At 56.0% G+C, this 18,966-nt stretch carries 21 protein-coding genes, 1 other RNA gene, 1 pseudogene and 1 riboswitch; of the genes and pseudogenes, 13 read left to right on the top strand and 10 right to left on the bottom strand.

The window, feature by feature from the left end; translation table 11 throughout:
* Positions 1 to 46: 46 nt before the first annotated feature.
* From QOY30_RS15930 to QOY30_RS15915, 4 genes are read left to right on the top strand one after another with little or no spacing between them, the layout of a single operon-like run.
* Complete coding sequence (locus QOY30_RS15930) at positions 47 to 970, top strand: branched-chain amino acid ABC transporter permease (RefSeq protein ID WP_283745605.1); 924 nt, start codon at positions 47 to 49, stop codon at positions 968 to 970.
* Positions 967 to 2,064, top strand: a complete 1,098-nt coding sequence (locus QOY30_RS15925) for an ABC transporter permease subunit (RefSeq protein ID WP_283745604.1) — start codon at positions 967 to 969, stop codon at positions 2,062 to 2,064. Before QOY30_RS15930 ends, QOY30_RS15925 begins: the two co-directional genes overlap by 4 nt.
* The gene (locus QOY30_RS15920) at positions 2,048 to 2,836 is read left to right on the top strand and encodes an ABC transporter ATP-binding protein (RefSeq protein WP_283745603.1); all 789 of its coding nucleotides are present in this window, start codon (positions 2,048 to 2,050) and stop codon (positions 2,834 to 2,836) included. The genes QOY30_RS15925 and QOY30_RS15920 overlap by 17 nt, the downstream gene beginning before the upstream one ends.
* Complete coding sequence (locus tag QOY30_RS15915; RefSeq protein ID WP_283746077.1) at positions 2,836 to 3,549, top strand: ABC transporter ATP-binding protein; 714 nt, start codon at positions 2,836 to 2,838, stop codon at positions 3,547 to 3,549. The genes QOY30_RS15920 and QOY30_RS15915 overlap by 1 nt, the downstream gene beginning before the upstream one ends.
* Positions 3,550 to 3,681: 132 nt before the next feature.
* Here QOY30_RS15915 and QOY30_RS15910 read toward each other — a convergent pair whose 3' ends face one another.
* From QOY30_RS15910 to QOY30_RS15880, 7 genes are all read right to left on the bottom strand, one after another.
* Positions 3,682 to 4,968 carry a Cache 3/Cache 2 fusion domain-containing protein gene (locus QOY30_RS15910; RefSeq protein ID WP_283745602.1) on the bottom strand — a complete coding sequence of 429 codons (1,287 nt, stop codon included), beginning with the start codon at positions 4,966 to 4,968 and terminating at the stop codon, positions 3,682 to 3,684.
* Positions 4,969 to 4,992: 24 nt separating this feature from the next.
* Entirely contained in the window at positions 4,993 to 5,208 is a 216-nt protein-coding gene (locus tag QOY30_RS15905; RefSeq protein ID WP_283745601.1) for a hypothetical protein, read from the bottom strand.
* 332 nt (positions 5,209 to 5,540) lie between these two features.
* Positions 5,541 to 7,199 (bottom strand): methyl-accepting chemotaxis protein, encoded by a 1,659-nt coding sequence (locus tag QOY30_RS15900; RefSeq protein ID WP_283745600.1) that lies wholly within the window; start codon positions 7,197 to 7,199, stop codon positions 5,541 to 5,543.
* Between the two features lie 284 nt (positions 7,200 to 7,483).
* Positions 7,484 to 7,951: an EVE domain-containing protein gene (locus QOY30_RS15895; RefSeq protein WP_283745599.1), complete on the bottom strand. Its 468-nt coding sequence runs from the start codon at positions 7,949 to 7,951 to the stop codon at positions 7,484 to 7,486.
* Between the two features lie 47 nt (positions 7,952 to 7,998).
* A non-coding RNA gene (gene ssrS / locus QOY30_RS15890) (6S RNA) lies at positions 7,999 to 8,177 on the bottom strand.
* Positions 8,178 to 8,179: 2 nt separating this feature from the next.
* Positions 8,180 to 8,488 carry a cell division protein ZapA gene (locus QOY30_RS15885; protein ID WP_283745598.1) on the bottom strand — a complete coding sequence of 103 codons (309 nt, stop codon included), beginning with the start codon at positions 8,486 to 8,488 and terminating at the stop codon, positions 8,180 to 8,182.
* Positions 8,485 to 8,685, bottom strand: coding sequence for a hypothetical protein (locus QOY30_RS15880; protein WP_283745597.1), 201 nt, complete (start codon positions 8,683 to 8,685; stop codon positions 8,485 to 8,487). The genes QOY30_RS15885 and QOY30_RS15880 overlap by 4 nt, the downstream gene beginning before the upstream one ends.
* Positions 8,686 to 8,776: 91 nt before the next feature.
* Positions 8,777 to 8,981: riboswitch (cobalamin riboswitch) on the top strand.
* 119 nt (positions 8,982 to 9,100) lie between these two features.
* On the opposite strand from QOY30_RS15880, the gene QOY30_RS15875 reads away from it, so the two are divergent.
* The 3 genes from QOY30_RS15875 (at position 9,101) to QOY30_RS15865 (ending at position 12,486) form a co-directional block, all read left to right on the top strand.
* On the top strand, positions 9,101 to 10,945 hold the full coding sequence (locus tag QOY30_RS15875; RefSeq protein ID WP_283745596.1) for a TonB-dependent receptor domain-containing protein: 1,845 nt from the start codon (positions 9,101 to 9,103) through the stop codon (positions 10,943 to 10,945).
* 95 nt (positions 10,946 to 11,040) lie between these two features.
* Entirely contained in the window at positions 11,041 to 11,625 is a 585-nt protein-coding gene (locus QOY30_RS15870) for a hypothetical protein (protein ID WP_283745595.1), read from the top strand.
* A gap of 258 nt (positions 11,626 to 11,883) precedes the next feature.
* Positions 11,884 to 12,486 carry a peroxiredoxin gene (locus QOY30_RS15865; RefSeq protein WP_283745594.1) on the top strand — a complete coding sequence of 201 codons (603 nt, stop codon included), beginning with the start codon at positions 11,884 to 11,886 and terminating at the stop codon, positions 12,484 to 12,486.
* An 88-nt stretch (positions 12,487 to 12,574) separates the two neighbouring features.
* On the opposite strand, the gene QOY30_RS15860 is transcribed toward QOY30_RS15865, so the two are convergent.
* Positions 12,575 to 13,093: a Smr/MutS family protein gene (locus tag QOY30_RS15860; RefSeq protein ID WP_283745593.1), complete on the bottom strand. Its 519-nt coding sequence runs from the start codon at positions 13,091 to 13,093 to the stop codon at positions 12,575 to 12,577.
* A gap of 3 nt (positions 13,094 to 13,096) precedes the next feature.
* Positions 13,097 to 14,053 carry a thioredoxin-disulfide reductase gene (gene trxB / locus QOY30_RS15855; protein ID WP_283745592.1) on the bottom strand — a complete coding sequence of 319 codons (957 nt, stop codon included), beginning with the start codon at positions 14,051 to 14,053 and terminating at the stop codon, positions 13,097 to 13,099.
* 101 nt (positions 14,054 to 14,154) lie between these two features.
* Between trxB and mltB the strand changes: the two genes are divergently transcribed.
* Positions 14,155 to 15,105 (top strand): lytic murein transglycosylase B, encoded by a 951-nt coding sequence (mltB, locus tag QOY30_RS15850; RefSeq protein WP_283745591.1) that lies wholly within the window; start codon positions 14,155 to 14,157, stop codon positions 15,103 to 15,105.
* On the opposite strand, the gene QOY30_RS15845 is transcribed toward mltB, so the two are convergent.
* Entirely contained in the window at positions 15,099 to 15,722 is a 624-nt protein-coding gene (locus QOY30_RS15845) for a C40 family peptidase (RefSeq protein WP_283745590.1), read from the bottom strand. The two genes, mltB and QOY30_RS15845, sit on opposite strands and share 7 nt — an antisense overlap.
* A 17-nt stretch (positions 15,723 to 15,739) precedes the next feature.
* Between QOY30_RS15845 and apbC the strand changes: the two are divergent.
* The 5 genes and pseudogenes from apbC to QOY30_RS15820 all read left to right on the top strand — a co-directional run.
* Positions 15,740 to 16,840 (top strand): annotated as a pseudogene (gene apbC / locus QOY30_RS15840) (iron-sulfur cluster carrier protein ApbC); the annotation flags it as partial.
* Positions 16,841 to 16,927: 87 nt separating this feature from the next.
* Positions 16,928 to 17,710 (top strand): HesA/MoeB/ThiF family protein, encoded by a 783-nt coding sequence (locus QOY30_RS15835; protein ID WP_283745589.1) that lies wholly within the window; start codon positions 16,928 to 16,930, stop codon positions 17,708 to 17,710.
* Positions 17,711 to 18,211, top strand: coding sequence for a cyclic pyranopterin monophosphate synthase MoaC (moaC, locus tag QOY30_RS15830; protein ID WP_283745588.1), 501 nt, complete (start codon positions 17,711 to 17,713; stop codon positions 18,209 to 18,211).
* Positions 18,208 to 18,447: a MoaD/ThiS family protein gene (locus tag QOY30_RS15825; RefSeq protein WP_283745587.1), complete on the top strand. Its 240-nt coding sequence runs from the start codon at positions 18,208 to 18,210 to the stop codon at positions 18,445 to 18,447. The genes moaC and QOY30_RS15825 overlap by 4 nt, the downstream gene beginning before the upstream one ends.
* 86 nt (positions 18,448 to 18,533) lie before the next feature.
* Complete coding sequence (locus QOY30_RS15820) at positions 18,534 to 18,959, top strand: molybdenum cofactor biosynthesis protein MoaE (RefSeq protein WP_283745586.1); 426 nt, start codon at positions 18,534 to 18,536, stop codon at positions 18,957 to 18,959.
* The last annotated feature ends 7 nt before the right edge of the window (positions 18,960 to 18,966 follow it).

Raw genomic sequence — 18,966 nt, 5'->3', positions numbered from 1 at the left:
ACACCGGGCGTGTCGCTTTTTCTTTGTATAGATTGCCAAAGTAACCGTGGAAATCCTTCTTCAGCAGATCGTCAATGGCCTGGTTCAGGGCAGTGTCTACGCTCTCGTTGCGCTGGGCTACACCATGGTGTACGGCATCCTCGGCCTGATCAACTTCGCGCACGGCGAAGTGGTGATGATAGGCGCGATGATCGCGATGACCGTGTTGCAAGCCCTGTTAACCGCGGCTATGGCACCCGTGCTGGCAGTATTGCTCAGCCTGCTGACGGCAATGGCGGCTTGCATGGTGCTGGGTTACGGCATTGAGCGCATCGCCTACCGTCCGTTGCGCAATGCGCCACGCCTGGCACCCCTGATCACCGCCATCGGCGTCTCCATCGTGCTGCAGAATGTGGCGATGATGATCTGGGGGCGCGAATATCATTCCTTTCCGCTGCCGTTCAACAGCGCCTCCCACCAGCTTGCCGGGGCAATAGTGAACGATGTGCAAATCGCCATTGTCATCGTCGCATTGCTCATCATGACCGCCTTGATGTGGCTGGTACATCGCACCCGTATGGGCAGGGCGATGCGCGCCGTGTCTGAGAATCCGGCAGCGGCAGCGCTGATGGGCGTGGACATCAATCGCGTCATTTCCGTCACCTTCATGCTCGGATCCGCTCTGGCGGCAGTGGCCGGCTTTATGGTGAGCGCCAACTATGGCATCGTGCATTACTACATGGGTTTCATGCTGGGTTTGAAGGCCTTCACTGCGGCGGTTCTGGGCGGCATCGGCAACTTGCGCGGGGCGATGCTGGGTGGCGTGTTGCTGGGCTTGATCGAAAGCCTGGGGGCGGGCTACATCGGCGACATCACCGGCGGCTTTCTCGGCAGCAACTATCAGGATGTATTCGCCTTCTTTGTCCTGATTGCGGTATTGATCCTGCGCCCGTCCGGCCTGCTCGGCGAGAAACTGGCGGAGCGCGCATGAAGCTGCATCGTTCATCGTCGAGCCGCTTTGTATTTGTTGCCGTGTTGCTGGTGCTGCCCTTCGTCATTGATGCGTTGCTCGGCCACGGTTGGGTGCGCATTGCTGACTTTGCATTGCTCTACATCATGCTCGCGCTGGGACTCAACATCGTGGTCGGTTATGCGGGCTTGCTTGATCTGGGTTACATCGCGTTCTTTGCGGTGGGCGCTTATACCTACGCCTTGCTCGGCTCACCGCAGTTCGGCCTGCACTGGCCGATGTGGATCACTCTGCCGCTGGGGGCGCTCATCGCCTGCGGGTTCGGCGTATTGCTTGGCGCGCCCACGCTCAAGTTGCGCGGCGACTACCTCGCCATCGTCACTCTTGGCTTCGGCGAGATCATACGCATCTTCCTCAACAACCTGAATGCGCCGGTCAACATCACCAACGGCCCGCAGGGCATCAGCGCGATCGATCCACTGCAGATCGGCAGCTTCTCGTTCGGCAACTCGTACAAGTGGTTCGGTTTGCGCGTGGACGACGTGCACCTGCATTACTACCTGTTCCTTGTCTTCACCCTGCTGGTGATCTTCGTTTCGCGCCGTCTTGAAGATTCGCGCATCGGCCGTGCCTGGGTGGCGATACGCGAAGACGAGGTCGCCGCCTCGGCGATGGGGATCAATACACGCAATATCAAATTGCTGGCCTTCGCCATGGGCGCTACCTTTGGCGGTATCTCCGGCGGCCTGTTCGCGGGCTTCCAGGGTTTCGTCAGTCCGGAGAGTTTCAGCCTGATGGAATCCGTGATGGTGCTGTGCATGGTGGTGCTGGGCGGCATGGGCAATGTCGGCGGCGTAGTGCTGGGCGGCATACTGCTGGTGGTGTTGCCGGAACTGTTCCGCAATGCGGCCGGACCGGTACAGCAAGCGCTGATGGGTCGTGTCGTGGTCGACCCGGAAAGCCTGCGCATGTTGATGTTTGGCTTGGCTCTGATTCTGGTGATGCTGTGGCGACCTGCCGGTTTGTGGCCTTCCACACAGCGCCGTCGCGAATTCGATGCCCAGGACAGTGTGCTGCAACAAGAACAGGAAACGGTGTATGGCGCCAGCAAGTGACCGCCTGCTCGAACTCGCCAATGTCGGCAAACACTTCGGCGGAGTGACCGCCCTGGCCGATGTCTCGCTGCACATCCGGCGGGGCGAGATATACGGCCTGATCGGGCCCAACGGTGCGGGCAAGACCACGCTGTTCAACGTCGTTACCGGGTTGTACCAACTGGACAATGGTTCGTTCGATTTCGACGGCCAGCGCTATGCGCACTGCAAACCGCATCTGCTGGCGCAAGCCGGCATCGCGCGCACCTTCCAGAACATCCGCCTGTTCGCCAACATGAGCGCGCTGGAAAACATCATGGTCGGGCGCCATCTGCGCACGCACACCGGCATTTGGGGCGCGCTGACGCGGCATGCCGCCGCCCGTGCCGAAGAGCGCGACACCGTGCAGCGTGCGCGCGAGTTGCTGGAATATGTCGGTATCGACTCCGCACACCAGACCCTGGCCAAGCATCTGTCCTACGGCGAGCAACGCCGCCTGGAGATCGCCCGCGCTCTCGCCACCGAACCAAAATTGCTGGCGCTGGACGAGCCTGCAGCCGGCATGAACGCGACCGAAACCGTCGCGTTGAAAGCGCTGCTGCAGAAGATACGTGTCGGCGGCGTCACCGTGCTGCTGATCGAACATGACGTCAAACTCATCATGGGGCTGTGCGACCGCGTTGCCGTGCTGGACTACGGCAAGAAGATCGCCGAAGGTGTGCCGGAAGAAGTGCGTCGCAATCCGGCAGTGATTGCCGCTTATCTGGGTGGCAGCGCAGGAGGCGATGCATGATGAATAGCCTCCTGGAAGTGGAAAACCTCAAAGTTTCCTACGGCGGAATCCAGGCGCTGAAGGGCATCAGCCTGAACATCGCTGACGGCGAACTCGTCACACTCATCGGCAGCAACGGCGCGGGCAAAACCACCATGCTCAAAGCGCTGGCCGGATTGCTGCATCCTGCCTCCGGCAAGCTCCATTATCGGGAAAAGTCCTTGCTGCATGTTCCGGCACATCAGCGCGTGGTTAATGGCATCGCGCTTGTACCGGAAGGCCGCGGTATCTTCGCACGGCTCACGGTGGAAGAGAATCTGTTGATGGGTGCTTACATCCGCAGCGACAAAGGCGGGATCACCGCCGACCTTGAACGCCAATACCTCCTGTTCCCGCGACTTGCGGAACGCCGCACGCAACTCGCAGGAACACTTTCCGGTGGAGAGCAGCAAATGGTCGCCATGGCGCGCGCTTTGATGAGCCAGCCGAAATTATTGATGCTGGACGAACCCAGCATGGGACTCGCGCCGTTGATGGTGGAGAAGATATTCGAAACCATACGCAGCATCTCTGCACAGGGCGTAACCATTCTGCTGGTCGAACAGAACGCCAAACTGGCACTGGAAGCCGCGCAGCGTGGCTATGTACTCGAGAGTGGTGCTATCAGCTTGTCGGGTACGGCGGGTGAGTTGCTGGGGAGCGATGCTGTGCAGCGCGCGTATCTGGGAGCGTAACCGGAATTGATTTGCTGGTGTCCCATTTCGGCGCAGCTTGCTTTGCCGGGATGTTCCTGCAACACCAAGCGGCCGCATGATTTTTATAAAAATCAGACGCGGCCAACTGGCTAGCAGCAAATTAAGAGCAGATCAAATTTTCAACCGTTCCACTGCCCTGCTTACCGAATCGTCACTCTTGGCAACCTTTTGAGCCGCAGCGATCAGCCCGTCTTCGGTCAGTTTCTGCTTGTCCGGACTTTCATTCCTGGCATTCAGGAAAGCCTTGAGTGCTTCCTCGAACCGGTCATGTTGTTCTTTGGATTTGGCGACCGATTTGTGGATGGCATTTATAATGTTACGAAGTTTTTCCTGCATCAGCGAGAGATTGTTCAGCAAGCTTCCGGAACGAGCCTGCCCGATCTCCACATCCAGATTTCCGGCTGCAATTACAGCCATTGCCGCACTGGCCTGTGAAGGCTCTCCGCCGAGCGGGGCCACCACCATGGATTCGATCAATAAACCAACCAGCACACTGAGTATCAGGGCGAGCGCTAGGCCGCCGCCGATGATGATTGCGGCAGTGGTCAGGGCACCTTCGCGCAACTCGGATTTCGGGTAGGCTGCGTATACCTTATAGCCCCATCCGGCAACATCACGCGAGTTCACACTCCAACCTGCAGGAACGGATTTGATGGTGGATTCCGCCTGTTCGGGGGAGATGCCTTGCGTGCTGAAACGGACTTTTCCCTTGCCGTCCACCAAAGCCAGAAATCCGGTTTTTAAAATTCTCGTCTTTCCTACGGCAGCTTCCACACTGGCGAGAGAAGCTTCATAACCGACGTAATATATGCCGATCAATTTGTTCTGGCTGTCCATCATCGGTTTGTATATGGTGAAAAAGGGATTGCCCAGAATATCGACCACACCTTCATATTCCCGATTGTCCATGATGGCCGCGAAAGCCGGCCCTTCCGGGTCCAGAACGGTGCCGACAGCCCTGGATCCATCCTGCTTCTTGACATTGGTTGTGATGCGGACAAAAGAGCCGTCAGACTTGGAAAAAATGGTTGCCGTGCCGCCGGCAAGTTGGGTTACCTTGTCCACGATGCGGAAATTGCCGGCTTGTGCTTCCTTGCCAAAGGAGATGTTGGGTGCGCTCACGCCGGGAACAATAACCAAGGAGTCGCCTGCCGACGCAGAACCTGCCGCGCTGGAAATATCCTCCAGGATGCTCATTGAAGTCGTTGTTTTCGTCGTCATCAAACGTGCGGATTCCTGCAGCAGACGTTGCACGGAGTCGAGATCGGACTGGACTTTCTCGGTCGCCGCCTTGTTTTGCTCAGAGTAGACGTTGAATGCCAACGCTACGGCGCCCAGAATGATCAGCACTATCGTCGGAACTACGACGGATCCGATGATTTTGGTTTTAAAGCTCATTGCCATACGTTTTTTCCTTTGTGGTTATTCTGTCGTCTGGTTGATCCGGTGTAACAATAAAGTGAATTCTTCGGCCAGGTCATTCCGCTCTGTATAGAGCAGATGCAGGATCGGCTTGAGTGTGGTTTTGAGATCGGCGACAGAATTGGCGTTCTGTATGGAACGGGCGAATTGCAGATTCTCGGGAAAGTGATTCAGGCAGAAATCCCCAAGGGAAAATTGTGCTTCGATGAAATCCACATTATCTACAAGTCTCCATGACTGATTTGGACTGAAAGGCGTATTGTCTTTCGAGCTTCCCATCCTTGCTCCCAGAGGTTTTTCTGATCGATAGAAATTGAACTGAATTAACCGCTCAAACCAATTAATTGTGTTAATTCTACATGAAGTGCCGCATGTCCAGCTCAACAAATCCTGTAGAAGTTCTGCGTAAAGTATCAATCGTTATAACAATTGAGAGGATATGTATAAAGGAATTCTGCAATGCAGATATTGGTTGTACATCGACCCTTGCGCCATTGATTAACACCTATCGATTCAAATTTGCAGTCACGGAAGGCTGGGGATGCTGCCTATAACCTGAAACGATTCACCAGATTTTGAAGGTTAGATGACATCTGCTCCAAATTGGCGGCAGCACCAGCCAGATGCCCGATAACCGATGTGTTTTCCTCTGTCATCAGCGCAATCGTCTCGACATTGCTGGCTATTTCGTTGCTGGCGATACTTTGTTCCTTGGTTGCGGCACTTATTTCCGTGACCATCACCAGTGTGTTGCGCGTTTCCTGGCGTATCATTCCCAGCGATTCCCGCGCGCGATTCGCCAGAACAACTCCCGATTGAACCTGGGTCTGACTTTGGTTCATATTGAGCATAGCATCATTGATTTGCTGCGTGATGCCGTCGATCATGCCCGATATCCGCAACGTTGCCGCGCCGGTGCTCTCGGCCAGTTTGCGCACTTCGTCGGCAACCACAGCAAATCCACGTCCCTGCTCACCGGCCCGGGCGGCTTCGATGGCGGCATTTAGCGCCAGCAGGTTGGTCTGGTCAGCCACCTTTTTTATGACCTGGACAATTTCACTGATCTCTTTCGAACGCTCGCCGAGTGAAGCGATGACTTGCGACAGATTCTTTACAGAATCGGCGATTCTCGATATCTCTGTCGATGCATCCTGAACAATTCGCTCACCTTCTTCCGAAAGAGTGCTTGTCTTGATTGAATTCACCTCGGTCGAACTGGCATGGTCGGAGACATGATTGATGCTCACTGTCACTTGTTCGACTGCGGCAGCCGTCGTGGTGGCCGCCTCGCTCTGGCGCCTGGAACTGCCGGCTACCTTTTCAGTGTTGACTGCCAGTTCGGTTGCCGCACCTGCTACTGCTTCAGATGCCTTGGTCAGGCCGGCAATGAATCCGCTAAAATCTGCTGACACCTTGTTGATGCCCCGTGCCAATGCAAGTATTTCGTTGCCGGAGTCATTGCGATACACCAGTTCCTGGCCGACAAACAAGGCTCCGATGGTCTGTCCCTGCTCCGATTTCACCGGTTCGTAGTGGGTCATGTAGGTTTTGCCGAACAACTGCGCAATCCCGGTATAAACCTCACCCTTTTGCAACTTCAGGTAAGCCCCGCCGGTGCTGTCGAGCATGGTGCCAACGACGCGCGAACCGTCTGGTTTTTTTAGCGAAGTGGCAATCCGCACCAGATCGTTGCCACGCATCGCAAAGATAGTGGCAACACCGCTATTGTTTTCGGTGATCCTGTCTACGATTTTCGTTTCAAGGTTGAGCGTTGTTTGGCCGCAGCGCAAGGCAGGGACTCGGATCTTGCCGACGGTGACAGGAGTGTCTGGGTCAAGTGAGAATGCTCCACTGAAATTCCCCGCAAAATCCCTGGCCAATTTTTCAGTTCTGGCCGCCAGCTCGGGGTCGGGATCGGTTTTAACCGGTGCCGCCCAAAGTATATTGACGCTCAGGTCTCCCCGGCCCAACGATGATACCGCTGTGACCAGTTCGCCCAACTGGCGGATGCGGTAATTCAACAGCCTGTCAAAGAGAAGTGTGGCCAGCAGTGCCACTGCGATGCTTGTCAGTGCCCATGCCGCAAAAGACATGGTCTGAACCAAACCGCCGACGGTGGCCAGCGCGAGTTCGGACAGCAGTAAAAGGCAAAGAAAGGAAAGTCTTATTTGCCAACTGATGGATAGATTTTTACTGTGTTTGGACAAGGTGTATACCTCAATTCGATTCAAAGCTTCATACAAATGCCGTGACGGCCTATCCGGATTGCTGCGATGATCTTCAACTCTATCGGCACAAAATCGATTTTATTGAAGGAGGTGGGCAGGAGTTTCACGCTCGAGCATTTAATTTCAAATACATACCTTTGCAAATTGATCATGAGGGGGCATGGGTTGCTTTTAGGCTGTGCTCGGAAGAAATGTTGCGTGTTCAAGTGTAAGCGAGCCGTGGCTTGATGCAAGGCATCATGCCGATGAAAACAACGATGAGTCTATGAGTCTTGAGCCAGCTTGGTCGTGATGAACTTCCACTCGGCAGGGTCAAGTGGCGTGATGGAAAGCCGGTTGCCGCGCTGAAGAGTGCGCAGGTGCTCCAATTCTGCATGTTTGCGCAATTCGTCTATGGAAATGAGTTCAATTTTCTTTACCAGCTTCACATCCACGTTGAACCAGCGCGGAGTCTCCTGCGTTGCCTTGGGGTCGAAGTATTTACTTTTCTTCTCGAATTGCGTGGCATCGGGATAAGCCGTGCTGCTGACCTGCGCGATACCGGCGATGCCGGGTTCCTTGCAGTTGGAGTGGTAGAACAGCACTCCGTCGCCGACCTGCATCTGGTCGCGCATGAAGTTGCGAGCCTGATAGTTGCGTACGCCATACCAGGCCACGGTTTGATCCGGCAACGCCGCAAGGTCGTCTATGCTGCAATCGCCGGGTTCCGATTTCATCAACCAGTATCTCATGCCAAACTCGCTGAAAAGAAAATGCGGCTTGCGCCGCATTTTGAATGGAGTCCCCCGCCTGTGCCGTTGACTCAATATCTTGAACCGGGGTTCAAGAGGGTCGGTTCCCGGTTACATCAGGTGCATCCGCGGGGGATGCTCACAACAGTAACTTTAATGGGGCGCAACCTAAGCATTAGCTCATTGGTTCAAAGAATTATGAGTCTGACGAACACCGCAGGGGACAAACTAAAACAACTCATCCTGTTCCGCTAACGTCGCGTCGATGGTTGCCTGCATGGAGTCCATTCTACGCTTGAATTCGGCGAGGTCAAATCCCCCGCCAATGCGTGTGGTGAGGAGCTCATGGGTGATGTTGAGCGCGGCCATGATGGCAATGCGTTCGATCGACGCGATCTTGCCGGCATCGCGTATCTCGCGCATCTTTTTGTCCAGATAAGCAACCGCATCAAGCAGTTCGGCGCGCTCATTGTCGGGACAGGCGACGCGCAATTCGCGGTCGAGGATAGTCACATCAAGTGAACTGACTTTGCTCATTGTGTATCCTCGGGAAGTTGGGACAGGAGCTTTTCCAGTCGCTGCGCCGCCTCGTTAACTTTGTCTTGGCTCTTGCGTTGCTGGCTTACAGCAGCTGCGATCTCCTGACGCAATTGCAGATTCTCGGCGCGCAGGCGCTGGGTAAGCTGTACCAGTTGGGCCAATTTTTGGTCGAGGACATCGAGTTCGCTATGCATGCCCGAACTATAAATTTAAAAAGCCTGTTAAGTCAATCGGTAACAGTGTGTTTTGCAAGTGCTTTGGAATTTACGCTATTAACCTCTGGTAGAATCTGGAATGCTTCAAGGTGCAGAAAGGTGCGAGCCTTTCAGTTAAACGGGAAACAGGTAAGGAGGCATTAACTCCAAAGCCTGTGCTGCCCCCGCAACGGTAAGCAAGTGTGGATTTGCCAATTGGCCACTGTGAGCAATCATGGGAAGGCGGTGAATCAAGACTTGTGAGCCCGGATACCGGCCTTGAGCTAGGTTCAGGAAATGCTGCGGGAGGCGCATGGATGCTCGTTCTTCAAAGGCCATCTTTTCTTCTCGCTGTATTCCTGATTTTGTTCAATGTTCCAACGGGGACGCTTGGAACCTAAAATTAGGAAGCATCATGAAACAAAAATACCTTTTTACCGCATTATTCTTCGCAGTCACCCCCCTCGCGCAAGCTGCAACCGATAGTCTGGACGAAGTGGTTGTTACGGCTACACGCATGCCACAGCCTTTGGACAAGACCATCGCGGATACCACCGTTTTGAACGAACAGGATATACGCAATTCCGGCGCGACGGACGTGCCGACACTGTTGCGTTCGCTGGCGGGGGTCGAGGTCGCCCAGTCCGGGGGATTAGGGGCGCAGTCCGGCATTTTCATGCGCGGGACAAATTCCAATCAGGTACTGGTGCTGATAGACGGAGTACGCGTCGACTCCGCCACAACGGGCTCAACCGCGCTCGAGCACATCATGCTGGACAGCATCGAGCGCATTGAGGTGGTGCGCGGCAACGTCAGCAGCTTGTACGGTTCCGAGGCCATAGGCGGTGTGATCCAGTTGTTTACCAAACATGGAACGGGGGCCCCGGCCTTGAATGCCAGTGCGGGTTTGGGCAGCTACGGTACACAACGTTTGTCAGCCGGAGTTTCCGGAGAAGTGAATGACACCTCGTTCAATGTGAATGCGGGCAGAGTCAAGACCGATGGCGTGTCGGCAATCAATCCGCTGCTTGCTCCGGGTACAAATACAAATCCAAACAACAATGGTTATGACAACAACACTGTCAATGCCCAAATCAAGCACACAATCAACGCAGATCACGCATTGTCTGCTTCCGTGTTCAGCACGCGCGGCAATACCTCGTTTGACAATCCGTATAATCCGGCCGTCACCGATGTCAACAATACCGTAGAGAGCATCGACAAGTATTCGCTGGCTTCCGACGACCAACTCACAAATATTTGGCACAGCCAGGTGCGTCTCGCACAAGGCGTGGACGATAGCCACACCTATCTCAACGGTGCACTTGCGTATCGTTACCGGACCCAGAACAATCAACTGGCCTGGCAGAACAATTTCAAGATTGCGGACGGTCAGCAATTGAGCCTGGCAACGGAACATTTGGGCCAGTCGGTCAACTCCGACACGATGTACACACAAGTCAAACGCAATGTGAACAGCGTACTGGGTGGTTACACGGGAGACTATGGCGCGCAGCAAATCCAGCTCAACCTGCGCCAGGATGACTATTCGGATTTCGGTACGGCAAATACCGGTTTGCTGGGTTACGGCCTGGCCTTCGCGGACAATTGGCGCGCTACGGCCACGGTCAGCAGTGCCTTCAAGGCGCCAACCTTCAACGACATGTATTACCCGTTGACGTTCGGTTATCAAGGCAATCCGAACCTGAAGCCGGAGCGTTCGCACAATAGAGAAGCCGGACTGCATTATGCAGCGAATGGACAGCATGTGGATGCAGTGTATTTCGATAACCGTATCAGCGACCTGATCGCAAACAACGCCGGATTCACAACCGTCGTGAACATCAACCAGGCGCAAATCACCGGCCAGGAACTAAGTTATGCGGGTGATTTCGGCGATAGTCATTTGAAAGCCAGCGCTACTTTCCAGGATCCCCGCGACGTTGGTACCAATGCGGTGCTGCTGCGTCGAGCCAGGGAGTTTGCGAGCGTTGCCGCGACTCATGATTTTGCGGCGTGGAATCTGGGGGCCGAGGTGCGATACAGCGGTGCGCGTCAGGATGCAAATTACTATACATATCCATCCACGGCTGTCACCCTGCCGGGTTACTCGTTGCTCAATCTGACATCGAGCTACAGTATTGACAAGCACTTCAGCCTGAACGCGCGCGTGGACAATCTGTTCAACCGCAATTATTCCGAGGTGTACAGCTACAACACGCTGGGCCGCACCTTGTTTGTCGGATTGAGCTATCGCTGATGGGTCGGCCGGGACGGCCGCTGTCGCCCGCCCCGGCCTTTTCTGTTAAAGTTGGCGCCAATTCAGGCTTGGCACGCACATATTAAGGAGACAACATGAAAATTTTGCAAAATAAAACGATATGGATAGGCGTGGCGCTGGCGTTGTTGATGGCGCTGACGCGTTTCAACCACTTCGGCTCGTCGGCGGTTTTGCCCGACGCGTCGTACGCGGTGTACTTTTTGGGTGGCCTGTTCCTTGGGCGGATACGCGGAGCGCTGGTTGTGTTGGCGTTGTTGCTGGTAGAAGCCGCGCTGGTGGATTATTACGCGATCAATTTCCTCGGTGTCAGCGGATGGTGCGTGACTTCGGCTTACGGTTTCCTCGTGTTTGCATATTCCAGTTTGTGGTTTGTCGGGCGCTGGTACGCGCCGCGCCATGATCTGACAAGCAAAAGCCTGGTTGGTTTGTTTGCTGCGGCAGTGGTTGCGGGCAGCCTGGCCTTCGTCATCGCCAACGTAAGCTTCTATCTGTTGGCCGGATATTTCGGTCGCATGAGCGCAGCAGAATATACTTCCAGCGTGGCGCAATACTTTGCCCCTTATGTCGAAGTGGCAGTGATGTACATCGGCGGGGCCGTCGTTTTGCAGATGCTGTACTCCATTTTGACGGGCAAGCAGCATGGTGCAAAGGCAGCCTGAATCGGTTTGCTGGCAGGAAGTCCGCTTCCGAATCCGAACCAAACCTGGACTTCGTTGAGCCGTTCGGTGTCTTTCAGTGCAACTCATTGAAGTCTGGCTACCTTGGATTTTGAGGAACAATGCATCAGGCTGAGCATTGTCTTGAAAATGGGAGGCAATTCAGTTGACACTGCTAACATATCTGGTAAATTTGATACCCGAGAAATTCACTCAACCAAATCTCACTAATTTCCCCAACCACTTTTTCAGGAGATCATCATGGCCGTACTCGTAGGTAAGCAAGCACCCGATTTCAACGCTGTTGCCGTCATGGGCAACAACGAGATCAATGAAACTTTTAACCTGAGCAAACACATCAAAGGCAAGGCAGCCGTAGTGTTTTTCTACCCGCTGGATTTCACTTTCGTGTGTCCTTCCGAGATTATCGCCTTCGATCACCGTTTGGATGAATTCAAGAAACGCAACGTGGAAGTGATCGGCGTCTCCATCGACTCCCACTTCACTCACCTTGCATGGAAGAACACAGCCGTCAACAACGGCGGCATCGGCCAAGTGCGCTACCCCCTGGTGGCCGACATCAAGCACGAAATCTGCAAAGCCTACGATGTGGAAGCTGCAGGCGGTGTAGCATTCCGTGGCTCATTCCTGATCGACAAAGCCGGTGTAGTGCGTCACCAAGTGGTGAATGATCTGCCGCTGGGCCGTAACATCGACGAAATGCTGCGCATGGTCGACGCGCTGCAATTCCACGAAGAACACGGCGAAGTCTGCCCCGCAGGCTGGAGCAAAGGCAAGGCCGGCATGAATGCATCGACGGAAGGTGTGGCCAAGTATCTGGCTTCGCACGCCAAAGAGCTGTAAGAAGAACAATCTGTTTCAGCAAAAAAGCTCCCTCGGGAGCTTTTTTGTTGTCATGAATACCGGGGGTATCTCAGTTGAGGCAGGGAGGTTAACTGCTTTTCAGCAACACCCATACTGCACCGCCGCCCCCTGCCTGCGGGGGTGCCTCGCAGAATGCCAATACTTGCGGATGCTGGGTCAACCAATGGCGGGTATGAACTTTCAATATGCCGTCCCGTCCTTCGCTGCGCCATCCCTTGCCGTGTATTACGCCGATGCAGCGCAACCCGCGTTGCGTTGCTTCATGCAAAAATTCTGCAAGCAGTTTTCTTGCCGCATCGGAGTTGAGGCCATGCAAATCAAGCTCGTCCTTCGGCGGCCATTCCCCGCGCCGCAATTTGCGCAGGGTCATCCGGTTCAAACCGGGACGAAGGAACTCGGTGACCGCGCTATCGCCCGCACCGTGATCGGACAAGACGTCGGCAACGGGAGGTGAAACAGGGTTGTCACGCCTGATGGATTTGCGCGGCCTGGCGGATGGTGCGATGCGGTCGGGTGGTGCAAGCGGTGTGACGCCTTCCAGTGCTTGCCGGAACAAGTCTGTGTCCTGTTCCGGCTTTTCCTTCACCAGTTACCCCAGTGACGAAAGGTACTTGTCCGCATCCAGTGCAGCCATGCAGCCGGTTGCCGCGCTGGTGCAGGCCTGGCGATAAACGTGATCCTGTACGTCGCCCGCCGCATATACGCCGTCGATACTGGTCACTGTAGCGTTACCTTCACGTCCGCCGCGGGTGACGATGTAACCGTTCTCCATCTCCAGTTGCCCGGCGAAGATGTCGGTATTGGGTTTGTGGCCGATCGCGATGAACACGCCGGCGACCTTGATGTCTTGCGTTGCGCCGCCTTGCACCTGCTTGAGACGCGCGCCGGTCACGCCGCTGTCGTCGCCCAGTACTTCATCCAGTGTCTGGTTCAATTGCAGGGTGATCTTGCCTTCTTTCACTTTCTCCATCAGGTGATCGATCATGATGCGTTCGGCACGGAAGGTATCGCGTCTGTGTACAAGCGTGACATGCTTGGCGATGTTGGCCAGATACAGTGCCTCTTCAACCGCGGTATTGCCGCCGCCGACGACAGCGACATCCTGGTTGCGGTAAAAGAATCCATCGCAGGTCGCGCAACCGGAAACGCCTTTACCCATGAAAGACTCTTCCGATGGCAGCCCGATATATTGCGCCGATGCGCCGGTGCAAATGATGAGCGCATCGCAGGTGTAGATGCCTGCATCGCCGATCAGCAGGAAAGGTTTCTGCTGCAGCTTGGCTGTATGGATGTGATCGAATACGATCTCAGTATTGAAACGTTCCGCATGCTGCTGGAAACGCTGCATCAGTTCCGGTCCCTGTACGCCGTTCACATCGGCAGGCCAGTTATCCACGTCGGTCGTGGTCATGAGTTGCCCGCCTTGTGCCATGCCGGTGATGAGTACAGGTTTGAGGTTGGCACGCGCGGCATAGACGGCGGCGGTGTAACCGGCAGGGCCGGAACCAAGAATGATGAGGCGGTGATGCTGGGTTGCTTTTTCCATATCGATGATATTGCTTTTCCGGGGTTGAGTATGGGCCGAAATTTAACAGTGACGGCCCCTGCTGTCGAGTAGAATGAGCCGATTCGCAACACCGAGGCGCTATGAAGAAACGATTATTCCTTGTCCTGTTGTTCATGCATTGCACTGCGCAAGCGGTAGATCTACCAGGTATCCCGGCCTTCATCGACGAGATGGTGGCCAAACACCAGTTCAAACGCGAGGAGTTGGAGCAGGCATTCAGGCTTGCCGAATTCCGCGCCGACGCCATCGACTCCATCACCAAACCAGCGATCCTCAAGCCCTGGGTGGAATACCGACCGAACTTCATCAATCCGCAACGCATCGGCGACGGTGTGCAATTCTGGGAAAAATATTCGGCTGCGCTGAAGCGTGCCGAAAAGCAGTACGGTGTTCCGCAAGAGATCATTCTCGGCATTCTTGGTGTGGAAACGATGTTCGGCCGCAACCTGGGGCGCTACCGGGCGCTGGATGCGCTGACGACCCTTGCTTTCGATTATCCGCGCCGGGCCGATTTTTTCCATGATGAACTGGAGCAATACCTGTTGCTGGCGCGGGAACAGGGATTCGATCTCCTGTCTGTTCAGTCTTCCTACGCCGGCGCGCTCGGTATACCGCAGTTCATGCCCAGCAGTTACCGCCGCTATGCGGTGGATTTCAACCACAACGGCAAGATCGATATCATGAACGAGCCGGAAGACGCGATCGGCAGTGTCGCCAACTATCTCAGGCAGTACGGCTGGCGCAGTAGCGAACCGGTGGCAATCCTGTGCAAGATCGAGGACGAAAAACGCCTGGGCATCGTGGGAGAGTCGCGCCCGTTCATTGCCTGGCAGGATGCAGGCGTGGTGCCGGTGAAGAAGCAGGAGGGATACCTGCCGCCTTCATGGCTGCTGGATTTCACGGTAGAGTCGGGCAAGGAATACTGGCTGGTGTTCAGCAATTTCAACGTCATCATGCGCTACAACAACAGCAACTACTACGCGATGTCGGTGTTCCAGCTGGCCGAAGAAATCCGTCGCGCGCGCTACTGAAGCGTGCGGTGGATGCGCCGCGCACCGTTGTAACGTGTTTTCCAATAGCGCATCTGCATCTGCTCGGTGCGCACACTTTCCCCGGTCCTGGGTGAGTGCACGAACTTGCCGTCGCCGACGTAGATGCCCACATGCGAGTAGGCCGCATGCTGGGTGTTGTAGAACACCAGATCGCCCGGACTCAATTCATCCACGCTGATCGGCGTACCGACGCGGCTGATTTCCCGGCTGGTCCTCGGCAGGGTTATGCCGAGCGAGTGGCGGTATACATGGTCGACAAAGCCGCTGCAATCAAAGCCGCCATTGGCCGAGTTGCCACCGTAGCGATAGGGGGTGTCGGCCAGGCTCACGGTATACATAACCAGATCGTTCATCCGGTCATCCGAGGCGGTATATTCCCGGTTGGGAGCCGCGCTGCAGGCGCTTAGCAGCAACAAGACGGAAAGAGTCAGCGGAATTTTCATGGGCGCAATGTAAGGCAGCGCAGGTATGCTGTAAAGCGCGGGTATTTTTCCGGCATGCCCGCGCACCGTGGAGCAAATGCCGACCTCTAACGGGTGATTGACCGCATCCCAAGTCGGGGCTATGGTGAGCCACTCTGGTATAGAATTATCCACTCGAATATTCGCAGGAGCAGACAATGAGTTTTACTGAAGCCGACGTACAGAATGCACTGAAGGGGCTGACTGATCCCAACACCAAAAAGGATTTCGTCAGCAGCAAGTCCGTGAAGAATATCAAGATCAACGGATCCGATGTCTCGCTGGATATCTTGCTCGGCTATCCTGCCAAGAGCGTGTGGGACGAGATCAGACAGCTGGTCGAAGCGCATCTGAAATCCGCATTGCCGGGAAGCGGCAAGGTCAGCGTCAACGTCAGCAGCAAAGTCGTGCCGCATGCCGTGCAGCGCGGTGTGAAACTGGTCGACGGTGTGAAGAACATCATTGCCGTGGCGAGCGGCAAGGGCGGTGTCGGAAAAAGTACCACCGCAGTGAATCTGGCGCTGGCCTTGGCTGCCGAAGGCGCCCGTGTCGGTATCCTGGATGCCGATATCTACGGACCTTCGCAACCCACGATGCTGGGCATCACGGGGCAGCCGGTTTCCAAGGACGGCAAGTCGATGGAACCCATGGAGGGACATGGTTTGCAAGCGATGTCCATCGGCTTCATGATCGAAGGTGACGATGCGCCGATGGTCTGGCGCGGCCCCATGGTGACACAGGCGCTGGAGCAGTTGCTGCGCCAGACGAATTGGGACAATCTGGATTACCTGGTGATCGACCTGCCTCCCGGCACGGGCGACATCCAGCTCACCCTGGCGCAAAAAGTGCCGGTCACCGGTGCGGTGATTGTCACCACCCCGCAGGACATTGCACTGCTGGATGCGAAAAAGGGCCTGAAGATGTTCGAGAAGGTGGATGTGAAAATCATCGGCATCGTCGAGAACATGAGCACGCATATCTGTTCCAAGTGCGGACACGAAGAGCATATCTTCGGTGCGGGCGGCGGCGAGAAGATGTGCGCCGATTACAAGGTGGAATTTCTCGGCGGACTGCCGCTGGATATCCGCATCCGCGAACAGGCCGATTCCGGCAAGCCGACGGTGGTGGCCGATCCCGATGGCAAGCTTGCCAAGGTCTACAAGCAGATCGCACGGCGCGTCGCGGTCAAAGTCGCTGACATGGCACAAGACCACAGTGCGGCCTTCCCCAAGATCGTGGTGCAGAACACCTGATCTGGAGAAAGTGACTGGCGTAGCGAACGGGCCGGGAAACCGGCCTGTTCTTCATGGCGTGAATGGTCAGATAGGGTTTGCCGACAAATGAACGATCAACAACTACTGCGCTATAGCCGCCATATCCTGTTGGAAGAGATCGGCATTGAAGGCCAGCAGCGTCTGCTGGGCAGCCATGCGCTCATCATCGGCGTCGGCGGGCTGGGTTCACCCGCTGCGTTGTATCTGGCTGCAAGCGGCGTCGGGCGGCTCACCTTGTGCGACCACGACACGGTTGATTTCAGCAACCTGCAGCGCCAGATCATCCACCGCACAGCAATGGTCGGCCAGCCCAAGGTCGTTTCGGCGCAGACTGCACTCCACGAGATCAATCCCGAAGTCGAATGCGTCGCCTTGCCGATTCGCGCCGACGAAGCGCGCTTGAACGAACTGGTCGCACAGGCCGATATCGTGCTGGATTGCAGCGACAACTTCGATACGCGCTATGCGGTCAACCGTGCTTGCCTGGCCCGGCGCAAGCCGCTGGTATCGGGTGCGGCCATCCAGTTCCACGGCCAGGTCGCCGTGTTTGATTACCGCCGCGACGACACGCCCTGCTACAACTGCCTGTTCCCGGAAGACAGCGAGGCGGAAGAATTGCGCTGCGCGACGACCGGCGTCTTTGCGCCGCTGGTGGGCATCATCGGCACTTTGCAGGCAGCGGAAGCGCTCAAGCTGCTGATCGGAATAGACCGCGGCCTGAGCGGCAAACTGCTTTCCGTGAACGCACTGGACATGAATATCCTGCGCAGTACCTTGAGCAAGGATCCTTCCTGTCGTGTGTGCGGTCAGAAGACAACGCCTGCATTTGAAAAAAGAGTGACTCAATAAATGGACAAGCTGACCCATTTCTCCGACGCAGGCCGTGCGCGCATGGTGGATGTTTCCGAAAAATCCAGCACCCAGCGCGTCGCCATCGCCAGTGGCGTGCTGCGCATGCAGATCGCCACGCTGGAGCGCATACGTACCGGGCAGATCGCCAAGGGCGATGTGCTGACGGTGGCGGATGTAGGCGCGGTGATGGCCGCCAAGCGCACACCGGATATCATCCCGATGTGCCATTCCATAGCGCTGTCCGGCGTGGAAGTCGAATTCAGCGAAATCCTTGAGCCGGACGCAGAAGGCTGTGTGGGCATCAGGGTGGTGACCACCGCCAGTTGCGTCGGCCAGACCGGTGTCGAGATGGAAGCGCTATGCGCGGCCAACGTCGCGTTGCTCACCATCTACGACATGTGCAAGGCGATCGACCGCGGCATGCGCATCGAGTGCGTGCAACTCGAAGAGAAGCGAGGCGGCAAGAGCGGCGTGTGGAAACGCGGTATGGCGAAATGATAAAGATACTGTTTTTTGGCCCCGTCGCCGACCGGGTGCAGATGCGCGAGACGCAAGTCGAATTCACGCCCGGGATGACATTGCACGATGTCATCGTGCACCTCGGCGCCCAGCACCCGAGCGCCTTCGGCATCGTCAGCTTCATCGCCGTCAATCAGGCACAGGTTCACGACAAGCAGTTGATCCTGCACGATAACGACGAGATCGCCTTTATGGCGAAGTTTTCGGGAGGTTGAGATGAGTCCGCTAACTTCTTCAACTATTTGTACGTTCGCCCTGAGCTTGTCGAAGGGAGGGTGGACAACTTATCGGTGCATTGGCGATGAGTGACCCTGTCCGCATTCAGGAAGCAGACTTCTCCCAGGACGAAGAGATCAGGGCATTGCAAGCCAGCTCGAAGCGCATGGGAGGCATCGCCACCTTTCTAGGGTGCGCCCGAGATTTCTCCGAAGGTCGCGAAGTATCCGAGATCAGCTTCGATGCCTACGGCAGCATGGCGATATCGGAAATGAACAAGCTGCGCAGCGAGGCCATCGAGAAATTCGGCCTGCTGGATGCGCGCCTCGTGCACCGCATCGGCACGGTGAAAGGCGGCGACAACATCGTGTTCATCGCGGCCGGAGCCGAGCATCGCGCCCCGGCGCTGGAAGCCTGCTGCTGGATGATAGACGAGCTGAAACAGCGCGTGCCGATCTGGAAGAAAGAGATCACGCCGCAAGGCGATGCCTGGGTGACGCCGCATCCCTAGTGATCGC

The organism is Sideroxydans sp. CL21, from assembly GCF_902459525.1.
Lineage (GTDB): Bacteria > Pseudomonadota > Gammaproteobacteria > Burkholderiales > Gallionellaceae > Sideroxyarcus.
The sequence above is the reverse complement of the archived record's forward strand: the minus strand, read 5'-3'. Positions and strand labels throughout refer to the sequence as shown.

What these genes read in the sequence shown, in the direction of transcription:
- QOY30_RS15925 (WP_283745604.1), top strand. Translation starts at nt 967, where the DNA reads ATGAAGCTGCATCGTTCATCGTCGAGCCGCTTTGTATTTGTTGCCGTG.
- QOY30_RS15920 (WP_283745603.1), top strand. Translation starts at nt 2,048, where the DNA reads ATGGCGCCAGCAAGTGACCGCCTGCTCGAACTCGCCAATGTCGGCAAA.
- QOY30_RS15915 (WP_283746077.1), top strand. Translation starts at nt 2,836, where the DNA reads ATGAATAGCCTCCTGGAAGTGGAAAACCTCAAAGTTTCCTACGGCGGA.
- QOY30_RS15910 (WP_283745602.1), bottom strand. Translation starts at nt 4,968, where the DNA reads ATGAGCTTTAAAACCAAAATCATCGGATCCGTCGTAGTTCCGACGATA.
- QOY30_RS15895 (WP_283745599.1), bottom strand. Translation starts at nt 7,951, where the DNA reads ATGAGATACTGGTTGATGAAATCGGAACCCGGCGATTGCAGCATAGAC.
- QOY30_RS15885 (WP_283745598.1), bottom strand. Translation starts at nt 8,488, where the DNA reads ATGAGCAAAGTCAGTTCACTTGATGTGACTATCCTCGACCGCGAATTG.
- QOY30_RS15880 (WP_283745597.1), bottom strand. Translation starts at nt 8,685, where the DNA reads ATGCATAGCGAACTCGATGTCCTCGACCAAAAATTGGCCCAACTGGTA.
- QOY30_RS15875 (WP_283745596.1), top strand. Translation starts at nt 9,101, where the DNA reads ATGAAACAAAAATACCTTTTTACCGCATTATTCTTCGCAGTCACCCCC.
- QOY30_RS15870 (WP_283745595.1), top strand. Translation starts at nt 11,041, where the DNA reads ATGAAAATTTTGCAAAATAAAACGATATGGATAGGCGTGGCGCTGGCG.
- QOY30_RS15865 (WP_283745594.1), top strand. Translation starts at nt 11,884, where the DNA reads ATGGCCGTACTCGTAGGTAAGCAAGCACCCGATTTCAACGCTGTTGCC.
- trxB (WP_283745592.1), bottom strand. Translation starts at nt 14,053, where the DNA reads ATGGAAAAAGCAACCCAGCATCACCGCCTCATCATTCTTGGTTCCGGC.
- mltB (WP_283745591.1), top strand. Translation starts at nt 14,155, where the DNA reads ATGAAGAAACGATTATTCCTTGTCCTGTTGTTCATGCATTGCACTGCG.
- QOY30_RS15835 (WP_283745589.1), top strand. Translation starts at nt 16,928, where the DNA reads ATGAACGATCAACAACTACTGCGCTATAGCCGCCATATCCTGTTGGAA.
- moaC (WP_283745588.1), top strand. Translation starts at nt 17,711, where the DNA reads ATGGACAAGCTGACCCATTTCTCCGACGCAGGCCGTGCGCGCATGGTG.
- QOY30_RS15825 (WP_283745587.1), top strand. Translation starts at nt 18,208, where the DNA reads ATGATAAAGATACTGTTTTTTGGCCCCGTCGCCGACCGGGTGCAGATG.
- QOY30_RS15820 (WP_283745586.1), top strand. Translation starts at nt 18,534, where the DNA reads ATGAGTGACCCTGTCCGCATTCAGGAAGCAGACTTCTCCCAGGACGAA.